The following is an 18,867-nucleotide window of genomic DNA, read 5'->3' as shown; positions in this document are numbered from 1 at the left end:
GAATTATCTGCTTACAGGCCCTTCATAGGTTTCATCTTCTGAAGGTTTCGGTTTTTCGGGTCCGGAGGACGGTTCGGTAATGATATCCTTTTCAATATCTTTCATGGGATTAAAGTCTTTTGCTGCATCTTTTACCTTCTCTATTTCACGCTTGATTTCGGAAACAGGGTTATCCGTTTCTTTCATAATCTCCGTTTTGATGTCCTCCACAGCACCACGCATTTTTCTTACACCTGATCCTAGGTCACGTGCAATCTGAGGAAGTTTATCCGGTCCGAATAATACAACAATTGCCACCGCAATCAATGCCATTTCTCCAAAGCTTAATTCCATGGTGTAAAATTACGAAAGATTATACATATTATAACACAAGTTACTTATGATATCTCAATTTTAAATAAATTTTAAGATTTATCATGAAAAAATCATACAGGCTCTGGCACTTAATAATGGATTTATACAAAATTCATTGAAAATTAATTCTATAGAAAGAGAATTAGATATAATTTTATGTAAATTTAATATACAAACAATCTGTATAACATTCTTTCCGTATTATATTATCAGACCAGGGAAGCAATGTATTGCTTCCCTGGTTTTTATTATTCAATGATCTCTTTCTTGACTTCTTCTTTTTTCTTAAAATTCATATAAGTGACGATTACACTGATCGCCATTAAAATAAAAGCTAAAAAGAACGGTGCGCCTGAAAACTTGAATGGTGCTTCATCATGAGTAAAATAATAAAAGAGGTTGGTCATCATCGGGGGCCCGATAATAGACGTAGCACTCATTAAACTTGTTAAGGCTCCCTGCAATTCACCTTGCTCATTAGAAGGAACACTTTTGGTGATAACAGATTGAAGTGCCGGGCCACAAATTCCGCCTAAACAATACGGAATAAGGAATACAAACATCATCCATCCCTTGGTTGCAAAGGCAAACAGCAGCATTCCTATGGCATAAAGAGCCAAACCGTAATAGATACTTTTCTGTTCCCCCAATCTCGGAGTTGTCCATCGTATTAAACCTCCCTGAACAATACCTACCAATAATCCTACTACTCCAAGGGAAATTCCCACCATCTTTTCTGTCCAGCTGAATTTATACATAGTGAAAAAGCTCCAGTTACTTTGTACGGCATGTCCGGCAATATAAATTAAAATAAGGGCAACAATAAGCCCTGAAATTTCGGGGTGCTTTCCTAAAAATTTGAATGACCCGACAGGATTCGCACGCTTCCAGCTGAAACCTCTTCTTTTGTCTTTATCCAGACTTTCAGGAAGTATGAAATATCCGTACAGGAAATTCAGTAAACATAAACCTGCCGCTGCGTAAAAAGGAACCCTGGAACCATAATGCCCCAAAAGACCTCCCAGAACAGGCCCGATAATAAACCCTAGACCGAAGGCAGCCCCAATCAGTCCAAAATTCTTCGCTCTGTCTTCATCAGTAGAAATATCAGCAATATATGCACTCGCCGTAGTAACACTGGCTCCCGTAATTCCCGCAATCACTCTTCCTGCAAATAACCACCAGATCGTTGGAGAAAGGGCAAGTAGAATATAGTCTACCGCAAATCCGAACAAAGAGATCAATATGATTGGCCTCCGTCCGTATTTGTCGCTTAAATTCCCCACTATCGGAGAAAATATAAATTGAGTGAATGCATATGCAAAACCAAGCCAGCCTCCATATTTTGCAGCTTCACTGATATCACTGTGAATGAGTTCTTCGATCAATTTAGGAACAACGGGAATAATGATTCCCCATCCTGTAATATCAATCAGCAAGGTGATAAATATGAAGCCGATAGCCGCTTTTTTCTTTGAGTTTTCCATAATTGTGCAAAATTAATGAAATCTGAAAAATAATTATTCTAAATAAGAAACATTAAAAAGTAGTATACTCACAAAAAAAGCCTTTCGAAACGAAAGGCCTTTTTTATTGTAGTTTATTGTTATTTTGAAGCAAGGACTTCTTTATTACTGGTAGACTTACCATGAACTTCCTCTTCTTTTCCTTTCTTAAGGAAATCATAAGCGATTGCCGAAGCGATGAAGATAGATGAATAGGTACCGAATCCGATACCGATCAACATGGCAAACATAAATCCTCTCAGGTTGTCTCCACCGAAAATGAAGATTGCCAAAATTACAAGGATCGTAGTGAATGAAGTGTTGAATGTTCTACCTAGCGTACTGGAAATAGAATCATCAAATAATCCGGCCAATGTAATCGCTTTCTTTTCTCTCAGATATTCTCTGATTCTGTCGAAGATAATCACGGTATCATTGATTGAGTATCCTAAAACCGTAAGGATCGCAGCAATGAAATCCTGGTTGATCTCCATATTGAACGGCATATATTTGTGAAGCAAAGAATATGCTCCTAAAACGATCACCGCATCGTGGAATAGAGCCGCAACAGCACCAAGAGAGAATTGCCATTTTCTAAATCTTACCAGGATATAGATGAAGATAATTGCTAAAGCACCTACCACAGCAAAAATACCATGAGTTTTAATATCATCAGCGACAGTAGGACCAACTTTTTCAGAAGAAATAATTCCAGCATGGTCTTTATCAGCCGCTTTGAAATCTTTTAATGTAATTCCAGCCGGTAAATCTGATTTTAACCCTTCGTATAATTTCTGTTCAATTGTCTGGTCAGCTTTTAAAGATTCATCTTCGATAAGATAATCCGTAGAGATTTTCAATTGCTTGTTGTTTCCGAAAGTTTTAGCTTCTACAGATGAATTCTTACCATCTTCTGTTTTGAATAGCTTTACTAAATTTTCTTCAACATCATTCGCATTTACTTCTTTATCAAATCTTACCACATAGTTTCTACCTCCTGTGAAGTCAATACCATATTTAAACCCATGAGTAAAGATAGATCCGATACAGATCGCTGTTAAAATAGCAGAAATGATATAAGCATATTTTCTTTTCCCAATAAAATCAATCCATGTATTTCTGAATAAGTTCTTCGTTGGAGGCGTCCATACAGAAAGACCTTTTCCTTTATTCAGTCTGCTGAAGATCATTACTCTTGAAAGCAATACTGAAGTAAATAAGGTCATTGCGATACCGATCATCAGTGTCAATGCAAAACCTTTGATAGGTCCTGTTCCGAAGAAGAATAATACTACCGCCGTAAGGAAAGTCGTACTGTGACCATCGATAATCGCATTTAAGGCATGCTTGAAACCATCTTTATAAGCTTCCAAGATCCCTTTTCCTGCAAATAATTCTTCTTTGGTCCTTTCATAAATAATAACGTTGGTATCTACTGCCACCGCCATCGTAAGAACAATACCCGCGATACCAGGAAGCGTAAGAGTAAAATCTCCTGAATCCATGATACCGAAAATATAGAATAAGTTGATGATCATTGCAATTACCGCATATACTCCCGCACCACCGTAATAGAAAATGATATAAACGATAATGATAAGGAATGCTATAATAAATGACATGAAACCTGCATCAATAGACTCCTGCCCTAAAGACGGACCTACCTGAGTAGCCTGAACTACTTTTGCACCTGCAGGAAGTTTACCCGCTCCCAGAACGTCTACTAATTCTTTAGCTTCATCTTGAGAGAAATTTCCTGAGATCTGAGTTCTACCGTTAGGAATAGCATTTACTACGTTTGGTGCAGTATATACTCTGTTATCAAGAGTTACCGCTACCGGTTTACCAACGTTTTTCTCTGTTAAAGTTTTCCAATCTTTCGCTCCCTTAGAATCCATCTGCATATCTACCACTACTCTTCCCAACTCATCATAGCTGATGTTAGCAGTTTCAACAGCACCATCTACCGGAGCTTTTTGGTTAACGTTTCCTCTTACAGCATACAATACTAAGCTTTCGGCATCTGTGGCTTCCGGCTTGTATCCCCACATGAATTGAGTATATTTAATGTTTGCAGGACGTAAGGACTGAGCTACTTTGCTGTTTAAAATCTTATTTACAACAGCTGTATCTGATAGTTTTACACTTCCTACAGAACTTGGATTAGCAGATTTTCCACCTTGCATAAGGTTCATGAAGTTCACATTTTTAGCCACTCCCATTGAATCTCCTTTCACCGCTACCATGGTAGTCAAAGTCTGGAAATAAGGGGCAACTTCAGGAATTTGCTGTACTTCCCAGAATTGAAGTTTCGCAGAAGTCTGAAGCATTTTCTTTACCTTGTCAATGTCCTTCATACCAGGCATTTCCACAGAAATTCTTGCGGTTCCCGGAACTCTCTGAACATTCGGCTGGATAGCTCCCAACTTATCGATTCTCGTTCTGATTACTTCAAAAGCAGTTCCTACAGAAAGGTCAATTCTTTTTTTAATGATGCTTTTTACCTGCTCATCACTGGTATTATACTTGATCTCTGTAAGGTTGGTATTTCCGAAAATTTCCGGATCTGCAAGTTTAAGATTGGTTCCTTTTGCTTTGTTTACAGCATCGAACTGTTCGAAGAAATTATCAATATAAGATCTTGTGGAATTCTTCTGGGCTTCATCCGTTTTGTTTAAAGCTTCAATAAGAACAGGATTCGTAGAATAATTGGTTAAATCATTCACCAAATCTCTCTGGTTGATCTCCAAAAGAACATTGATTCCCCCTTTCAGGTCAAGACCAAGTTTCATTTCCTTGTCTTTCGCTTTGGTGTAATAAAGTTTTGTGAACCCCAGGTTCAGAGTATCTTTAGAAAGTCTTGCAATTTCTTTCTGATACTTCTCCGGATTGTCTCCTGCTACAGCAGTCGCCTGCTTTTCAATTTTGCTGGCGTACCAGGTCGGTAATAGCTCATTTAAGCAAATTAACCCTAATACAATAGCAACAATTGTAATAAGTCCTTTTCCTTGCATTTTGTTATAACTACGTTAAATTAAGTCGGCAAATATAATGATTTCTTTCTATTTTATGAATTTTTTAACATCAGAAATCGTTTATTTTCAGGGATATCGGTTTTTTATCAATCATTCCACATTTTTCAATTTTCACTCTATATTTTTATCATTTTTTCAAATAAAAGTTGGTATGAAATTTTCATTCATCAAACAACACCCTAATTATCAAAATATTATGAAAAAACTACTTTTTACCGCAAGTATTTTTTCTTCCTTAATCCTTAATTCTCAAAGTATTATTTTGGAAGATTTTGCGAGTGGGCTTACCAGTCCCGTTGAAATTACAAACGCCAACGACAGCCGTCTGTTTGTCGTACAGCAGGATGGAATCATCAAAATTATCCAGCCTAACGGAACCATTAATGCTACTAATTTCCTGAATATAAGCACTAAAATTGTTTATGGTGGGGAACGAGGGCTTTTAGGATTAGCTTTCCATCCTCAATATGCTACCAATGGTTATTTTTTTGTGTATTATAACAATACGGCCGGAAACATTATTGTAGCCAGATATTCCGTGAGTTCTACCAATCCGAATGTAGCAGATCCCAATTCTGAAAAAATTTTATTGAACATCCCAAAACCTTTTTCCAATCATAACGGAGGAAGCATTCGCTTTGCTCCAGATGGCAATTTGTGGATTATTACCGGAGACGGGGGAAGTGGCGGAGATCCTAATAACAATGCTCAGAACAAAAATTCTTTATTAGGAAAAATGCTGAGGATTGACGTGAATTCAACAGCCGCTTATAATATCCCTGCAGGCAATCCTTTTATAGGTGTTGATGGCGCCGATGAAGTATGGGCGTATGGACTCAGAAATGCCTGGAAATATTCATTTGACCTTACTACCGGGAATGTAATGATTGCCGACGTAGGACAGAACGCTATTGAAGAAATTAACAGAATGCCTTTGACACAAGCGGGAATCAATTACGGATGGCGCTGCTATGAAGGGAATGATCCTTACAATACTGCAGGATGCCCAAGTGCAACGACTATGACTTTTCCGGTGGCCGTTTATGACCATTCCGGTGGAAAATGCTCCATAACCGGAGGTTATGTATACAGGGGAACTCTTTATCCCGCATTGCAAGGAAAGTATATTTTTGCCGATTACTGCTCTACCCAGATCGGAATACTGAATTCTGATAATTCTATTACATGGACTCCCGCATTTACAGGAAACAACTTTTCAACTTTCGGAGAAGATAATCAGAAAGAACTGTACGTGGCTGCAGTGAATAGCGGAAAAATCTTCAAAGTAAAAACGAACTCGTCTTTAGCAATCTCAGAGACTGAGTTTAATCCAATAAGAATTTATCCGAATCCTGCTTCCGAAACAATTTTCATCGATGGTTTCACAAATAAACAAACATCCGTTGATCTTGTTGGTACAGACGGAAGAATGGTAATGGAAAATGCAAAAGTAAACGAAGATAACAGTTTAAATATCTCGTGGGTTCCTGCCGGAATGTATTATATTATTGTTAAATCCGGAGATTTGAAATCCTACAGTCAGAAACTGATCATTAAGTAGCTTTTTTGTTACATGATTAGTTTTTTGGAGTTTTCGGGGTTGCAAAGCAACCCCGAAAACTCCAAAAATAAAATAGCGATTCAATTGAATCGCTATTTTAAATATCCTTATAATCTATAATTAAAGTCAACTTCTTAAAACAGGTCGTCTTTTACAAGATTGGCTCCGCTTTTAACAGCCAATGATTTAAGGGCACTCACATATTTGTCTGCAATATTCTGGAATACATAATATTTAATCATTTTTATATTCCCCTTTTCATCCGTGGGCCCCACAACCTGAATGCTTGTATATTTTTTATTCTTCTCGTAAATCTCGGATTTGATCTCCTTCACATCTTTCCAGCTGATCTCTATAATATCCGTAGATTTTAAATAATATTTCTTTATCTGATTTTCAGTAATCTCTATCCTTAGTTTATTATCCCCTTCAAAAACATCTATTCCCCTGGATTTTAACCATGCAACGGCAGCACTTTTAGAGGATTCGTAGCTATCATAAACTAAACTAGGTCCTCCCTGTAATTTGGCCACATGTTCTACGGCCTTTGAAAATCGATCTCTTAAATCTTTTGTTTTGAAGTGGATTCCAATATATAAAGGCAATCCTTCATGAATATAATTGGATACAATATATAAAACATATTTACCGGCTTCTTCATCATTGATTCTTAAATCGTTGATAGTATTCCAGCCAAACCATGTATACCCTTCTGCAGTACCTGTTTCTATCCTTATTTTTTCAGGAGTGACTTGCAGCTTATTCTCAGCATTTACAGGTACAGATCCGCTAAAATAATCAAACCCTTCCAGTCGTTTAGAGTTGATCCAATCCAGTGATTCCTGTAAGCCTTGTGAATATGATTGTTGGAAACAAAATAGGAGCAGAACCCATACAATTTTTGTATAATTTTTCATAGTACCTTAGTTTCCAACAAATTTATGAAAATTTTAACAGTTTTATACCGTCATTGAGAAAATCCTTGTTTCAGGCTTATTCCTCATCATTCTAAAATCGAAAACCATCGCCACATTTCTTGTAAACGCTCTCCCCTTTTCCGTGATCTTAATTGTATTGCCATGAATTTCAACCAGCTCATCATTCTCCATTTCCTTCAGCATTTCGAAAGCATTTTCCAGCTCCGGCAAAGAATTTTGGGGATCAAAAGTGGTTTCAAGCTGGCACATCAGATTCAAAATATGTCTTCTCATCAGCAAATCTTCATCATTCAGTATATGTCCTTTTACAACAGGAATATGTCCTTCTTCCACCATTTTCTGGTACTCTTCCACCGTTTTTACATTTTGGGCAAAAGCATACCATGAATCTGAGATGGAAGACATTCCAAGACCTATCATTAATTGGGTTTTGCTTGAAGTATAGCCCATAAAATTCCTGTGAAGCTTTTTCTGAATCAGTGATTGGTAAAGGTCATCATGCTCAAAAGAAAAATGATCCATACCTACTTCAATATATCCTAAATCCTGTAACAGTTTTTTACCGTCCTCATACAAACGGCGTTTTTCTTCTCCGCTTGGCAAATCATTCTCGTCAAACCCTCTCTGGCCCACTCCTTTTATCCATGGGACATGCGCATAAGAATAAAAAGCTAACCTGTCCGGTTTTAATTCCAATGTCTTATGAATAGTATATTCCATTGCATCCCAATGCTGATGAGGAAGTCCGAATACCAGATCATGGCTGATACTTTTGTACCCGATCTCTCTGGACCATTCCGTTACTTCTCTTACTTTATCAAAAGACTGAATCCTATTGATGGCTTTCTGAACCTTAGGATCATAATCCTGTACTCCGAAGCTTACTCTTCTGAAACCCAGATCAAATAATGTCTGAAGATGTTCTTTGGTAGTATTGTTAGGGTGTCCTTCAAAAGAAAATTCATGATGATCTGCAATCTCAACAGTTGCAAAAATCCCTTCCAGTAATGCCCTTAGATTTTCCGGGGAGAAAAATGTGGGAGTTCCGCCTCCTAAATGAAGTTCTTTCAGTTTTGGCTTTTCCTCGAAAAGTTCAAGATAAAGCTTCCATTCTTTTAAAACACTTTCCAGATAAGGTATTTCTACACTATGCTGCTTGGTAATACGTTTATGACATGCACAAAACGTACATAATGCCTCACAAAAAGGAAGGTGAATATAAATGGAAATTCCTTCTCCGGAGTTACTTTCATGGAAAGATCTTATCACACTTTCTTTCCACTTTTCAGGGGAAAATGTGCTTTCGTCCCAATAAGGAACGGTAGGATACGATGTGTAACGCGGTCCGGGAATATTATATTTATCAATTAAAGAATTCATACTGCAAAATTAATCATAACTTATGAATTACAAATCATGAATTATATTAGGGTTTATTTCCGAAATTTATAATCAGTCTAAATACTTCTTCTGCAAAGCTTTACTCAAAATTAAATCTGAGAAACAACAATGGGGCAAAATGTACAGAGATATGTTCTATCTTGACTATTTAAAATTTTAATTTCATTACTGAAATCTTATCTTTCCCGGCAAAAACAACCGTATTTTTATTTATCCACTCACAAACAAAAAATCCTTTTTCATCAGACAGTTTCTTCCAGGTTTTCCCGTAATCTGAAGAATAGCTAATGTGTTGGTCTCCCACTGTTATCATTTCTTCTCCTTTAGAATTGGGTTTAATTCTCACACATGTTGTATATCCTGCATTCTGTCCGGAAGCTTGTACCGTCCAGGTTTTGCCACCATCATTGGTAGTAGCGATATTATTGATGTTATCAGCTTGCTTCGTATAATCTCCACCTACGGCAATTCCAAAATTATCATCGTGAAAATCGATGGAATACATACCCTGAGAAGATTCTCCCTGGATAAAAGGAGTACTAAAAACTTCAAGTTTCTCATTTTTTAAATTCAATCTTAAAATTCTTGAAGCTTTGCCTCCTGTAGCAATCCATAAATAATTTTTAGCAGATGCTATATTGGTGTTGCTTGCGGCAAAAGCAGCTTCCCCTTCATTGAGTTTTAAATCATTTTTAAGTAAGCCCCATTGTCCTTTTTTATAAACAGCTAGCTTCAGATGACTGTCTTTATCCGGATCACTGAAAGTATATGCCCGATGGTCATCAACAAAATGCAAGGCATCATAAAATGCAGTTTTTACCGTATCTGTAAATACAATCTGATACTTCAAGTCTTTTTTATTGATTTTAAAGAAATAAGCCGGGCTTTCAATATTGATTGCATAAAAGGAAGTTTTATCCTGTCCCAGAGTTCTGAACTGAAGTTTTTTTTCAGATAATTGAATCTGTTTCTGATTCTGAGGATTTTTTAAATCAACAAAACCGAATTTAGCATTCGTTCCGCTGTACCAGACTTTATGGTCATAGATTTCTAAAGCTCTTATACTGATTTTATCATTGAAAATCGTAGTGAAACTTTCTATCTCTTGGGAAAATATCAATATTCCCAACACTGAAAATAATAGGGAGAAAATCTTTTTCATAATAGACAAAAATAAAAAATCCACAGAATTCTGTGGATTTTAAGTTATATTTTTTATAGATCTAAATCTGGCTTTTCCAGAGGCTCCTGTTCAGCTTTAAAAGTTTCTCCATATCCTCCGTTCTGAAGTTTAGAGTGTTTTTTACTGTAAAGGAAATAAATAACAAAACCAATTGCTAACCAAGCCAATGAATACATTTGAGCTTCCTTACTTAAGTTGATGATCAAGTAAACATTGATAGTGATACCTAAACAAGCGATTACCGGTAAAGCAGGAACTTTAAAGTTTCTCTGCAGGTTTGGTTCTTTTACTCTCAATACCCAAACAGCCACACAAACCATTGTAAACGCGAACAATGTTCCGAAACTTGTCATGTGTGCAAGGTCATTAATTGGAGTTAACGAAGCTACGATAGAAATTACAATTCCTAAAATGATAAGGTTTTTAGTAGGCACTCCTGTTTCAGGGTTTACTTTTGCAAAAGTGGAAGGGATAAGACCGTCTTTAGACATTCCTAAGAAAATTCTTGACTGTCCCATGATCATTACCATTAATACAGAAATTAACCCAACTGTAGCAGCAATCGTGATAATATATCCTGCCCAAGCCTGACCCGCAATATCAAATGCATACGCTACAGGAGCTTTAATGGCATCCGGATATTTACCAAGCGGATTGAAATCTGTATAATGCATCATCCCCGTTAAAACAAGTGAAACAAGAATGTATAGAAGTGTACAGATAATTAATGATGCAATAATCGCAAACGGAACATCTTTTTTAGGATTAATCGCTTCTCCGGCCTGCGTAGAAACCGCATCAAATCCTACATAAGCGAAGAAAATAGCAGAAGCTCCCGCTACAACCCCGGCTACGCCATATGCCGAATGGGAAACTCCATTCTCTGTAATGGTAGTAGCTTCCGGGATAAATGGCACCCAGTTTTCAGTGTTTATGAAGAAAGCACCTGCAATAATTACGAAGATAATTGCCGAAACTTTAAGCAAAACAATAAAATTATTGGCTTTTGCAGCTCCTTTAGTTCCTCTTAATAAAATAGAAATTACAAATAATACAATCAAAAATGCAGGTAGATTCATTGAAAAACCTTCATTTCCTGCTGCCCAATATGTCTGCGGGTCTGTAGTAAGCCATGTTGGCAGATGGAGTCCGAACATTTTAAGTAATTTACTAAAATATCCCGACCAGGATACGGCGACCGTCATAGATCCCATCGCATATTCCAGAATCAATCCCCAACCTATTATCCATGCGAAAATCTCTCCCACTGTTCCATACGCATATGCATAAGCTGAACCTTCCACAGGTAATATGGATGCAAACTCAGCATAGCATAAAGCAGCAAATACACAGGCAATTCCCGCAATTACAAAAGAAAGAGCCAATGCAGGTCCTGCATTATAGTAAGCTCCGGTTCCGGTAAGCACGAAAATTCCTCCTCCGATGATGGCCCCGATTCCGATAGCTGTAAGGCTCCATTTTCCTAAAACGCGTTTCAACTGGCTTTTTTTGATATCAGCTTCATAGGCGCTCATTGGTTTCTTAACCCAAATTTTTGACATATTTTATTATTTATTAAAGATTTACGAAAATATAAAAAATTTAGAAATCTTAACATTTATTGACAAAATTTCATGAATTAATTTAAATAAAAAAACTTAAAAATCTGATTTCCACCCTATTCGAAGTATTTCCGGGTATGTAAATTTTTATTTACTTTTGATCACATGAATGTATATGATCTTTTTGTAAAACCGTATGAGAGCTACACTGGTTTACAAATTCTTCTGGAAGCTTCAGGAACTGTTTTCGGAATTCTGAGCGTCTATTTCTCCATCAAAAAAAACATTTGGGTATACCCTACCGGAATTATCTCCACGCTGATCTATGTATACATTCTTTTCAATTTTGGCTTACTGGGGGATTGCATGATCAATGTTTATTACACGGTGATGAGTATTTACGGATGGATTCTATGGGCAAAAAATTCTGAAGATCATATTCATGTGGATGTAACCTGGGCTACTCGAAAAGATTGGTTATTAGGAACACTGTTATTTATTATAAGTTTATTTTTAGTTACCGTTATTTATTATTATAAACCCTATATCGACAATCACTTTTCAATGGCAGGTACCAGCTTAGGACTGGATCATCTGGATTGGGCCAATTGGCTGGATGTGGTTACAACTTCCATATTTTTAGTGGGTATGTGGTTTATGGCCAAACGCCGCATTGAGAACTGGATTTTCTGGATTATTGGAGATCTAATTTGTATCCCTATGATGATTTTTAAGGGTCTCGGAATCACTTCGGTTCAATATTTGGTATTTACAGTAATGGCTATCCTCGGATACCTTAATTGGAAAAAAAGTTTTAAAGAAAAAAGTACAGAAAAGTCATGAAAAATTTATTAAAAATAGCATTCAGCGTTTTTACTATAGCTAGTTTATCATCTTGTATGGCCTATACTGACGGCTACGCAAGCGGTCCATCTTACGGATATGGAGATCCTTATTATAACAATGGATATTATTATGCTCCTTACGGATATTACGGAAGCGGAGGATATTATGGAAATGACGGTTATTATTACCGAAATGACATCAATTATTATTATGATAATGGCATTCCTTACTATTATTACGGTAGCGGAAATGATAGAAGAAAGGTATATGTAGAAAGGCGTAACACAACTTCGCAAAGACCTTCCAACGGCTTGCGAAATACCCCTACCAATAATGGTAATTATAATAACAGTAACTATAACAATAGTAACCGTTATAATAACAGAAACAATAGCGGCGGCTTCAGAAATTCTAATTCCAACAGAAACCAAGACAATCAGGGAAGCGGATATAGAAACCGACAGCAACAGCAACAACAAAACAACAACCAGAGACAGGAGAACAGCGGCGGTTTCAGAAACAATAACAACAGTAATAATTCCTCCAATAACTCCGTTAGCGGCTTCAGGAATAATTCGCAGAACAATCAGCAGGACAATTCCTCACGATCAGGAAGCGGATTCAGAAGATAATCATTCTAAATTAAGGAAACGAACAGCTAACACTGTTCGTTTTTTCGTTTTTATATGTAATTTTGCAAGTTCATTTTTAGACAACGAATTATGGAATTTTATAAATATCAGGGTACCGGGAACGACTTTGTAATGGTTGATAATCGAGATCTTCAATTCCCGAAAGATAAAAATATCATAGAAAAACTTTGTGATAGACGCTTCGGCATCGGAGCGGATGGACTTATTCTTCTGGAAAATGACGAGAACTATGATTTCAAAATGGTGTATTATAATTCAGATGGCGGAGAAAGTACGATGTGCGGAAACGGTGGAAGATGCCTTGTGGCTTTTGCTTTTTTCCTTGACATCTTCGAAGATAAATGCAAATTCATTGCGATTGACGGTGAACACGAAGCAGAAATCCATAATGGGATCATTAAGCTAAAAATGATTGATGTGGATACGATTTCTCAAGATGGAAATGATACTGTAATGAATACGGGATCTCCACACTATGTAAAATATGTTGAGGATTTGGTGAACTACAACGTTTTTGCCAAAGGAAATGAGATCAGAAACTCCGAAAATTATCACGAAAAAGGAATCAATGTGAATTTTGTTGAAAAAATTAATGATGATGAAATTTTTGTAAGAACCTATGAACGAGGCGTTGAGGACGAAACATACAGCTGCGGGACAGGAGTTACGGCATCAGCTTTAACTTTTCTGCAAAAAAACAATCTAATCTCTGTAAAAGTTAAAACACTTGGCGGCGACCTGAAGGTATATGCTGAAAAAAATGGAGATTCTTTCCAGAACATTTGGCTTGAAGGTCCTGCAAAACAGGTATTTAAAGGTAAAGTAGACCTTATTTAAACAAAAAACTTTTAAACAACACTTATCTATAATGAAAAAAGCTATTCTCATTATCATTCTGCTCGTTTTTTTAGTGGCAGGATTTTTTGGTTTTAGATTTTATAATAAATATTACGGGAACAATGTGGAAAAAGAGGGATATGTTTTGATTCCTCATAACGCAAGTTTCAAGCAGCTCTTAGATTCTATTGGTCCTTATATTCAGAATAAGGAATCTTTTGAAGCTGTAGCAAAGGATAAAGATCTTGACAAATATTTCAAAGCAGGTCGTTATCGTATCCAAAGAGGAACGGGAAATACGAATCTCGTGAATATGATCAAAGCGGGAAACCAGACGGAGAATACTTTCCGAATCGGTGATTTTGGTGACATCTATCAGATGGTAGGAAAAGTGACTAAAAAAACAGAATTGGATTCGTTACGTTTTGTAAATGATTTTAATGCCATCGCTGCTGAAAAAGGATATAATAACGCTGAAGATTTAAAAAAGTATTTTTTTATCGATACCTATAACTTTTTCTGGACAGTAACTCCTAAGGAATTTTTTAAAAAATTTGAAGACCAGTATAACAGCTTCTGGAACAGCGAAAGAAAAGCTAAAGAACAGCAATCAGGATTGACCAGAAACCAGATCTATGCGTTAGCATCTATTGTATATAAAGAATCGGGAGGAAAAGAAGATGAGATGAAAACGATTGCCGGATTATATTTAAACCGTTACAGAAAAGGAATGAAACTGCAGTCTGACCCAACGGTAATTTATGCAATGAACAAGCAAACCAACTTTAAAGAATCCATTAAAAGAGTGTTATATAAACATCTTTCTACCCCTTCTCCTTATAATACGTATGCCAATGTAGGGATTCCTCCCGGACCGATCTGTGTGGTAGATAAAAACTCTGTAGATGCTGTTTTGAATGCGGAAAACAACAATTATATTTTTATGTGTGCAGATCCCGCAAGATTCGGGTATCACAAATTTACGGCCAGTGCAGAGCAACATGCCATTAATGCAAAGGCATATCAGGACTGGCTGAACTCTAAAAATATAAAATAAGAAAAAAATTAACTTTATTTTAACAAAATAATAATTAACATTTAGTATCCAAAAACGACATATCCTTTTATAAATAATAAATAAATCGTAATATTTTAAACTTCATCTCTTTAATGATTTAATAATTTAAAGAAACATTTTTTTACGATTTACCCAAACAATACCTTATGAACCAGACGGAAATTATCAACATTTTCACGAAAAAAACCTTAGGGCTTACTTTTGTTCTTTCGGCAGCAGCTTTGGCATTTGCCCAGGAAAAAGTAGGCATTACGGGAAATATCGTTAACAAGAGCAATCAGGCTGTTCCCTATGCCTCTGTAACCTTCAGCAATAAAGCGAATAAAGCATTGAGTGATGCTACCCTTACAGATGAAAGAGGACAGTATAAACTGGATCTCGCTCCTGGAAATTACGATATTACAGTAGAGGCGGTGGATTACAAAAAAAGTGTAATCAATAAACAAATTACGGCAGCCGGAAGTATCGGTGCTCTTTCCATAGTCCCTGAGGCTGCAGGTAACGATTTGAAAACCCAGGATATCCAAGGGGTTGTGATTACCGCTGCCAATACAAAAGCTTATAAAGTAGAATTAGATAAAAAAACCTATGATCCGTCACAGGATATTGTAAGCAAAGGAGGAAATCTTCAGGATGTGTTGGCGAATGTACCTTCGGTTTCTGTGGATACGGATGGTACGGTGTCCATGCGAGGGAGCTCCAATGTAAGATTTTTGATCAACGGAAAGCCTTCTGCCTTATTGGGAATTGATGATGGTGCTAATGCATTACAAAGTATTCCGGCTGATCAGATCGAAAGAATTGAAGTGATTACCAATCCTTCTTCCAAATTTGAAGCAAGCGGAACAGCGGGTATCCTGAATATCATCCTTAAAAAGAATAAGAAAACAGGATTTAACGGGAGTGTAACCGGAACTGTAGGATATTTGCCTCAAACTTCACTGAACACCAATTTAAGCTGGAGAAAAGGGAATCTTACATGGTTCCTGAATGGTGGTGGTGGCTACAGAGAGTCTAAAAATACCAACAGAAATAATGCAACATATTTCAATGCGGTATCTCCGTTGGACAGAACCCAGATGAACCAGGAATCCATCAGTGAAAATAAAAATGACAATTATAATGCTTCGGCAGGTTTGGTATATGATATTTCCGATAAAACTTCAGTGAATGCTTCCGGGACTGTAAGAACATTCGATAGTGATAATATTGGAAATGTAATCTACGATTACCGCTTCCTGAACGGAACACGTTCTTTAACCCAACGATTAAACGACGGTTCAAACAACAACCTTGCTTTCCAGGGAGACTTCGGACTTGATCATAAGTTTGATGACAAGGGGCAGAATTTATCATTGTCATTAAGCCTGCAGAGAAACAGATCTTATAATGATACTGACGTTACGCAGACTAATGATGATATTTTTGCTCTTCAAAACGTTATTGATCAGACAACTAAAAACAATACGGTTGTAGCCAAAGCAGATTATGAGCTTCCTATCGGTGAAAAATCAAGGATAGAAGCCGGGTACAGATTAGACATCAATAAAAACACCTATAACAATGATGTATTGGAAAGAACTTCGCCTACAGCGAATTTCGACTATCTTGCTGACTTCACCTACGATGCAAACTATAAAGAAATGTTCAATGCAGCGTATGTGCAGTTTAAGAGTAAAATAGGAAATGTAGGTTATCAATTGGGATTAAGAAATGAAAATTCAAAAATTGACATTGATTATCTGAATCTGAACCCACAATCCAATATCAATAAAACCAAGAACTATAATAATTTATTTCCAAGTGTTTTCTTAAGCTATGAGATTGCAAAAGATAACCAGTTCTTGGTGAACTATTCAAGAAGAATAGACCGTCCGAGATCTTTCTTCCTGATCCCTAATCCAAGCTATTCGGATAACCAGAATATTTTCCTTGGAAACATTGACCTTAATCCTTCTTATGTGGACTCTTATGAAGTAGGATACAGCATTTCGAAAAGCAAGTTCACCATCAACCCTACTCTATATTTCAGACATTCTACCGATGATGTAAAAATGCTGGTATATTCTGCCGATGGCATATTTTATACTAAACCCATCAACTTAGGAACAGATGACCGTTTTGGACTAGACCTTAATTTTAGCTGGGACGCTACAAAATGGTTGAAATTCTTAGGAAACGTGGATTTATTCGGGTACAATACAAAAGGAATCTACTATGATCCTGAAATATTAAATGAGCCTATGTCTTTTGAAGGTTCCGGATTCTCTTCAAGAGCAAGACTTACTTCCACATTCAAAATAGATAAGACTTTCAGTTTCCAGATTCAAGGTTTCTACAGAGGAGGACAGAAGACAGAAAATCAGAACAGACAGGATATGTATACAATCAATTTCGGGGCATCAAAAACAATCTGGAAGGGTAACGGAACGATCAGTTTCAACATCCAGGATATCTTTAATACCCGTGCGATGAGAAGCGTTACCAATACATCGGAATTCAGCAGAGAATCTTATATGCAATGGCAACCGAGACAGTTTGCCTTGTCTTTAACGTACAGATTCAAGCAAGGAGAAAAGATAGACCAGCCTAAAAAGAAAAAGGACATCAATGCGAATGAAAGCGGAGATGACCAGCAAGGCCCAATGTAATACCATAAAAAATCCCGAAACATTTCGGGATTTTTTTATTTTAATACTTCTACTTTATTTTTTTCTGCTTCATAAATTCTTTTCCTTAAATCACTGGAGGAAAACCGATGATCTCTTTTGTTGTAATAGATTTCGATTCCTTTTTCTTCGCAGTATTTTTTCCCGGTAAAATCCCTGTCCATATAATCGTCCCCGATGATTCTTACATCAATCACGAAAGATTTCAGGATATCTTCCAGGTCCTGCTCCGTATAATAAGGAATAATCTCGTCAACGGCACTCACAGCCTTTAACTGGATGTACCTTTCCACAATAGTTTGCGTGGGCTTGTTCTTATTCGGGCGATCATGTGAGGGATCAATCTGTAACCCTACAATCAGATAGTCGCAAACGGTTTTAGCTTCTTCCAGCATTTTAATGTGGCCGGCATGCAGCAAATCAAATGAGGAAAATGTAATACCTATTCTTTCTGTTTTCATATGAGTTTCTTTTTAAAATTTCGCCGAGATAAATGTCCTTTTAAACGGATAAAACACCGGCGATACAGGAAAAATTCCCTGCAGTTCTTTTTTATAATCGTTTTTAAATTGTTCTTTCAGATCTTCCGGAAGCTTTTCAACATAAGGAATCATCGCAGTCCCTGATGCCCAGTTGTACACTGCTTCGGCATTCTCAAGGACGTGAGGAAATACCTTTTCAAAAACGGTAATTTCCCTTCCTTTATTGTTGAACAATATTCCGGCATAGTCTTCTATCTTTAATACGGTATATGCTCTTTTCCACGAAGCATATACTTCCTTATACGGCTCCTTATCCGCAACTTCACCCAATAATCTATGAACAATAAATTCATGATTGGACGGTATCTGAACAGCCAGTTGTCCTCCTTTTTTTATTTTGCTGATGATTCTTGGAAAGAGTTCCTTATGCTCATTACACCATTGGATGGCTGCATTAGAAATAATAAGATCAAAAGTATCATTCAGATTCAACTGATCTTCAATGCTTCTTTTTACGAAAATAAGCCTGCTGGTTTCGAAATGTTTTGCTTTTTCAAGCATTTCAGCGGAAAAATCGATTCCCTGCACCTTGGAGTTTTCCAGATAATCTAATAATCTGGAGGTCAGCTCGCCCGTTCCACAGCCTAAATCAATCACAGATAAATCAGGTCTTTTCTCAACAAGATTCAAAAGATCAAAAAATGGCGCAGAACGTTCATTTTTAAACTGATCATATACTTCGGGATTCCAGGCCATCTGTTTT

Annotated in this window: 15 protein-coding genes; 6 read left to right on the top strand and 9 right to left on the bottom strand. The window is 36.8% G+C overall.

Annotated elements, in window-relative coordinates; genetic code table 11:
• Positions 1-3: 3 nt before the first annotated feature.
• The 3 genes from BCF58_RS09970 to secD form a co-directional block, all read right to left on the bottom strand.
• Positions 4-333: a Sec-independent protein translocase subunit TatA/TatB gene (locus tag BCF58_RS09970; RefSeq protein WP_121461641.1), complete on the bottom strand. Its 330-nt coding sequence runs from the start codon at positions 331-333 to the stop codon at positions 4-6.
• A 269-nt stretch (positions 334-602) separates the two neighbouring features.
• The gene (locus BCF58_RS09965) at positions 603-1,841 is read right to left on the bottom strand and encodes a TCR/Tet family MFS transporter (RefSeq protein WP_121461640.1); all 1,239 of its coding nucleotides are present in this window, start codon (positions 1,839-1,841) and stop codon (positions 603-605) included.
• A gap of 119 nt (positions 1,842-1,960) precedes the next feature.
• Positions 1,961-4,873 carry a protein translocase subunit SecD gene (gene secD / locus BCF58_RS09960; RefSeq protein ID WP_121461639.1) on the bottom strand — a complete coding sequence of 971 codons (2,913 nt, stop codon included), beginning with the start codon at positions 4,871-4,873 and terminating at the stop codon, positions 1,961-1,963.
• Positions 4,874-5,090: 217 nt separating this feature from the next.
• Between secD and BCF58_RS09955 the strand changes: the two genes are divergently transcribed.
• Positions 5,091-6,455, top strand: a complete 1,365-nt coding sequence (locus BCF58_RS09955; RefSeq protein WP_121462033.1) for a PQQ-dependent sugar dehydrogenase — start codon at positions 5,091-5,093, stop codon at positions 6,453-6,455.
• A gap of 134 nt (positions 6,456-6,589) precedes the next feature.
• Here BCF58_RS09955 and BCF58_RS09950 read toward each other — a convergent pair whose 3' ends face one another.
• From BCF58_RS09950 to BCF58_RS09935, 4 genes are all read right to left on the bottom strand, one after another.
• The gene (locus BCF58_RS09950) at positions 6,590-7,372 is read right to left on the bottom strand and encodes a hypothetical protein (RefSeq protein WP_121461638.1); all 783 of its coding nucleotides are present in this window, start codon (positions 7,370-7,372) and stop codon (positions 6,590-6,592) included.
• Positions 7,373-7,414: 42 nt separating this feature from the next.
• The gene (gene hemN, locus BCF58_RS09945) at positions 7,415-8,773 is read right to left on the bottom strand and encodes an oxygen-independent coproporphyrinogen III oxidase (RefSeq protein ID WP_121461637.1); all 1,359 of its coding nucleotides are present in this window, start codon (positions 8,771-8,773) and stop codon (positions 7,415-7,417) included.
• Between the two features lie 169 nt (positions 8,774-8,942).
• Positions 8,943-9,956 (bottom strand): WD40/YVTN/BNR-like repeat-containing protein, encoded by a 1,014-nt coding sequence (locus BCF58_RS09940; protein ID WP_121461636.1) that lies wholly within the window; start codon positions 9,954-9,956, stop codon positions 8,943-8,945.
• Between the two features lie 53 nt (positions 9,957-10,009).
• The gene (locus tag BCF58_RS09935) at positions 10,010-11,539 is read right to left on the bottom strand and encodes an APC family permease (protein WP_121461635.1); all 1,530 of its coding nucleotides are present in this window, start codon (positions 11,537-11,539) and stop codon (positions 10,010-10,012) included.
• Positions 11,540-11,704: 165 nt separating this feature from the next.
• On the opposite strand from BCF58_RS09935, the gene pnuC reads away from it, so the two are divergent.
• The 5 genes from pnuC (at position 11,705) to BCF58_RS09910 (ending at position 17,604) form a co-directional block, all read left to right on the top strand.
• A complete protein-coding gene (gene pnuC / locus BCF58_RS09930) occupies positions 11,705-12,382 on the top strand; it encodes a nicotinamide riboside transporter PnuC (protein WP_121461634.1) in 678 nt (225 codons plus the stop codon).
• Positions 12,379-13,017, top strand: a complete 639-nt coding sequence (locus tag BCF58_RS09925; protein ID WP_121461633.1) for a hypothetical protein — start codon at positions 12,379-12,381, stop codon at positions 13,015-13,017. Before pnuC ends, BCF58_RS09925 begins: the two co-directional genes overlap by 4 nt.
• A gap of 90 nt (positions 13,018-13,107) precedes the next feature.
• Complete coding sequence (gene dapF / locus BCF58_RS09920) at positions 13,108-13,875, top strand: diaminopimelate epimerase (protein ID WP_121461632.1); 768 nt, start codon at positions 13,108-13,110, stop codon at positions 13,873-13,875.
• 31 nt (positions 13,876-13,906) lie between these two features.
• On the top strand, positions 13,907-14,932 hold the full coding sequence (gene mltG, locus BCF58_RS09915) for an endolytic transglycosylase MltG (RefSeq protein WP_121461631.1): 1,026 nt from the start codon (positions 13,907-13,909) through the stop codon (positions 14,930-14,932).
• 167 nt (positions 14,933-15,099) lie between these two features.
• Positions 15,100-17,604 (top strand): TonB-dependent receptor domain-containing protein, encoded by a 2,505-nt coding sequence (locus tag BCF58_RS09910; protein WP_121461630.1) that lies wholly within the window; start codon positions 15,100-15,102, stop codon positions 17,602-17,604.
• 35 nt (positions 17,605-17,639) lie between these two features.
• Here the strand turns inward: BCF58_RS09910 and BCF58_RS09905 are convergent, their stop codons facing one another.
• Both BCF58_RS09905 and BCF58_RS09900 read right to left on the bottom strand, forming a co-directional pair.
• Positions 17,640-18,083, bottom strand: coding sequence for an adenylyltransferase/cytidyltransferase family protein (locus BCF58_RS09905; RefSeq protein WP_121461629.1), 444 nt, complete (start codon positions 18,081-18,083; stop codon positions 17,640-17,642).
• Between the two features lie 12 nt (positions 18,084-18,095).
• The gene (locus BCF58_RS09900) at positions 18,096-18,860 is read right to left on the bottom strand and encodes a methyltransferase domain-containing protein (RefSeq protein WP_121461628.1); all 765 of its coding nucleotides are present in this window, start codon (positions 18,858-18,860) and stop codon (positions 18,096-18,098) included.
• Positions 18,861-18,867: the final 7 nt, after the last annotated feature.

The organism is Chryseobacterium defluvii (genome assembly GCF_003634775.1).
In the GTDB taxonomy this organism is placed as follows: domain Bacteria; phylum Bacteroidota; class Bacteroidia; order Flavobacteriales; family Weeksellaceae; genus Chryseobacterium; species Chryseobacterium defluvii.
Note: the sequence above shows the minus strand (reverse complement) of the source record. Positions and strands in the feature narration are given on the sequence as shown.

What these genes read in the sequence shown, in the direction of transcription:
- BCF58_RS09970 (WP_121461641.1), bottom strand. Translation starts at nt 333, where the DNA reads ATGGAATTAAGCTTTGGAGAAATGGCATTGATTGCGGTGGCAATTGTT.
- BCF58_RS09965 (WP_121461640.1), bottom strand. Translation starts at nt 1,841, where the DNA reads ATGGAAAACTCAAAGAAAAAAGCGGCTATCGGCTTCATATTTATCACC.
- secD (WP_121461639.1), bottom strand. Translation starts at nt 4,873, where the DNA reads ATGCAAGGAAAAGGACTTATTACAATTGTTGCTATTGTATTAGGGTTA.
- BCF58_RS09955 (WP_121462033.1), top strand. Translation starts at nt 5,091, where the DNA reads ATGAAAAAACTACTTTTTACCGCAAGTATTTTTTCTTCCTTAATCCTT.
- BCF58_RS09950 (WP_121461638.1), bottom strand. Translation starts at nt 7,372, where the DNA reads ATGAAAAATTATACAAAAATTGTATGGGTTCTGCTCCTATTTTGTTTC.
- hemN (WP_121461637.1), bottom strand. Translation starts at nt 8,773, where the DNA reads ATGAATTCTTTAATTGATAAATATAATATTCCCGGACCGCGTTACACA.
- BCF58_RS09940 (WP_121461636.1), bottom strand. Translation starts at nt 9,956, where the DNA reads ATGAAAAAGATTTTCTCCCTATTATTTTCAGTGTTGGGAATATTGATA.
- BCF58_RS09935 (WP_121461635.1), bottom strand. Translation starts at nt 11,539, where the DNA reads ATGTCAAAAATTTGGGTTAAGAAACCAATGAGCGCCTATGAAGCTGAT.
- pnuC (WP_121461634.1), top strand. Translation starts at nt 11,705, where the DNA reads ATGAATGTATATGATCTTTTTGTAAAACCGTATGAGAGCTACACTGGT.
- BCF58_RS09925 (WP_121461633.1), top strand. Translation starts at nt 12,379, where the DNA reads ATGAAAAATTTATTAAAAATAGCATTCAGCGTTTTTACTATAGCTAGT.
- dapF (WP_121461632.1), top strand. Translation starts at nt 13,108, where the DNA reads ATGGAATTTTATAAATATCAGGGTACCGGGAACGACTTTGTAATGGTT.
- mltG (WP_121461631.1), top strand. Translation starts at nt 13,907, where the DNA reads ATGAAAAAAGCTATTCTCATTATCATTCTGCTCGTTTTTTTAGTGGCA.
- BCF58_RS09910 (WP_121461630.1), top strand. Translation starts at nt 15,100, where the DNA reads ATGAACCAGACGGAAATTATCAACATTTTCACGAAAAAAACCTTAGGG.
- BCF58_RS09905 (WP_121461629.1), bottom strand. Translation starts at nt 18,083, where the DNA reads ATGAAAACAGAAAGAATAGGTATTACATTTTCCTCATTTGATTTGCTG.
- BCF58_RS09900 (WP_121461628.1), bottom strand. Translation starts at nt 18,860, where the DNA reads ATGGCCTGGAATCCCGAAGTATATGATCAGTTTAAAAATGAACGTTCT.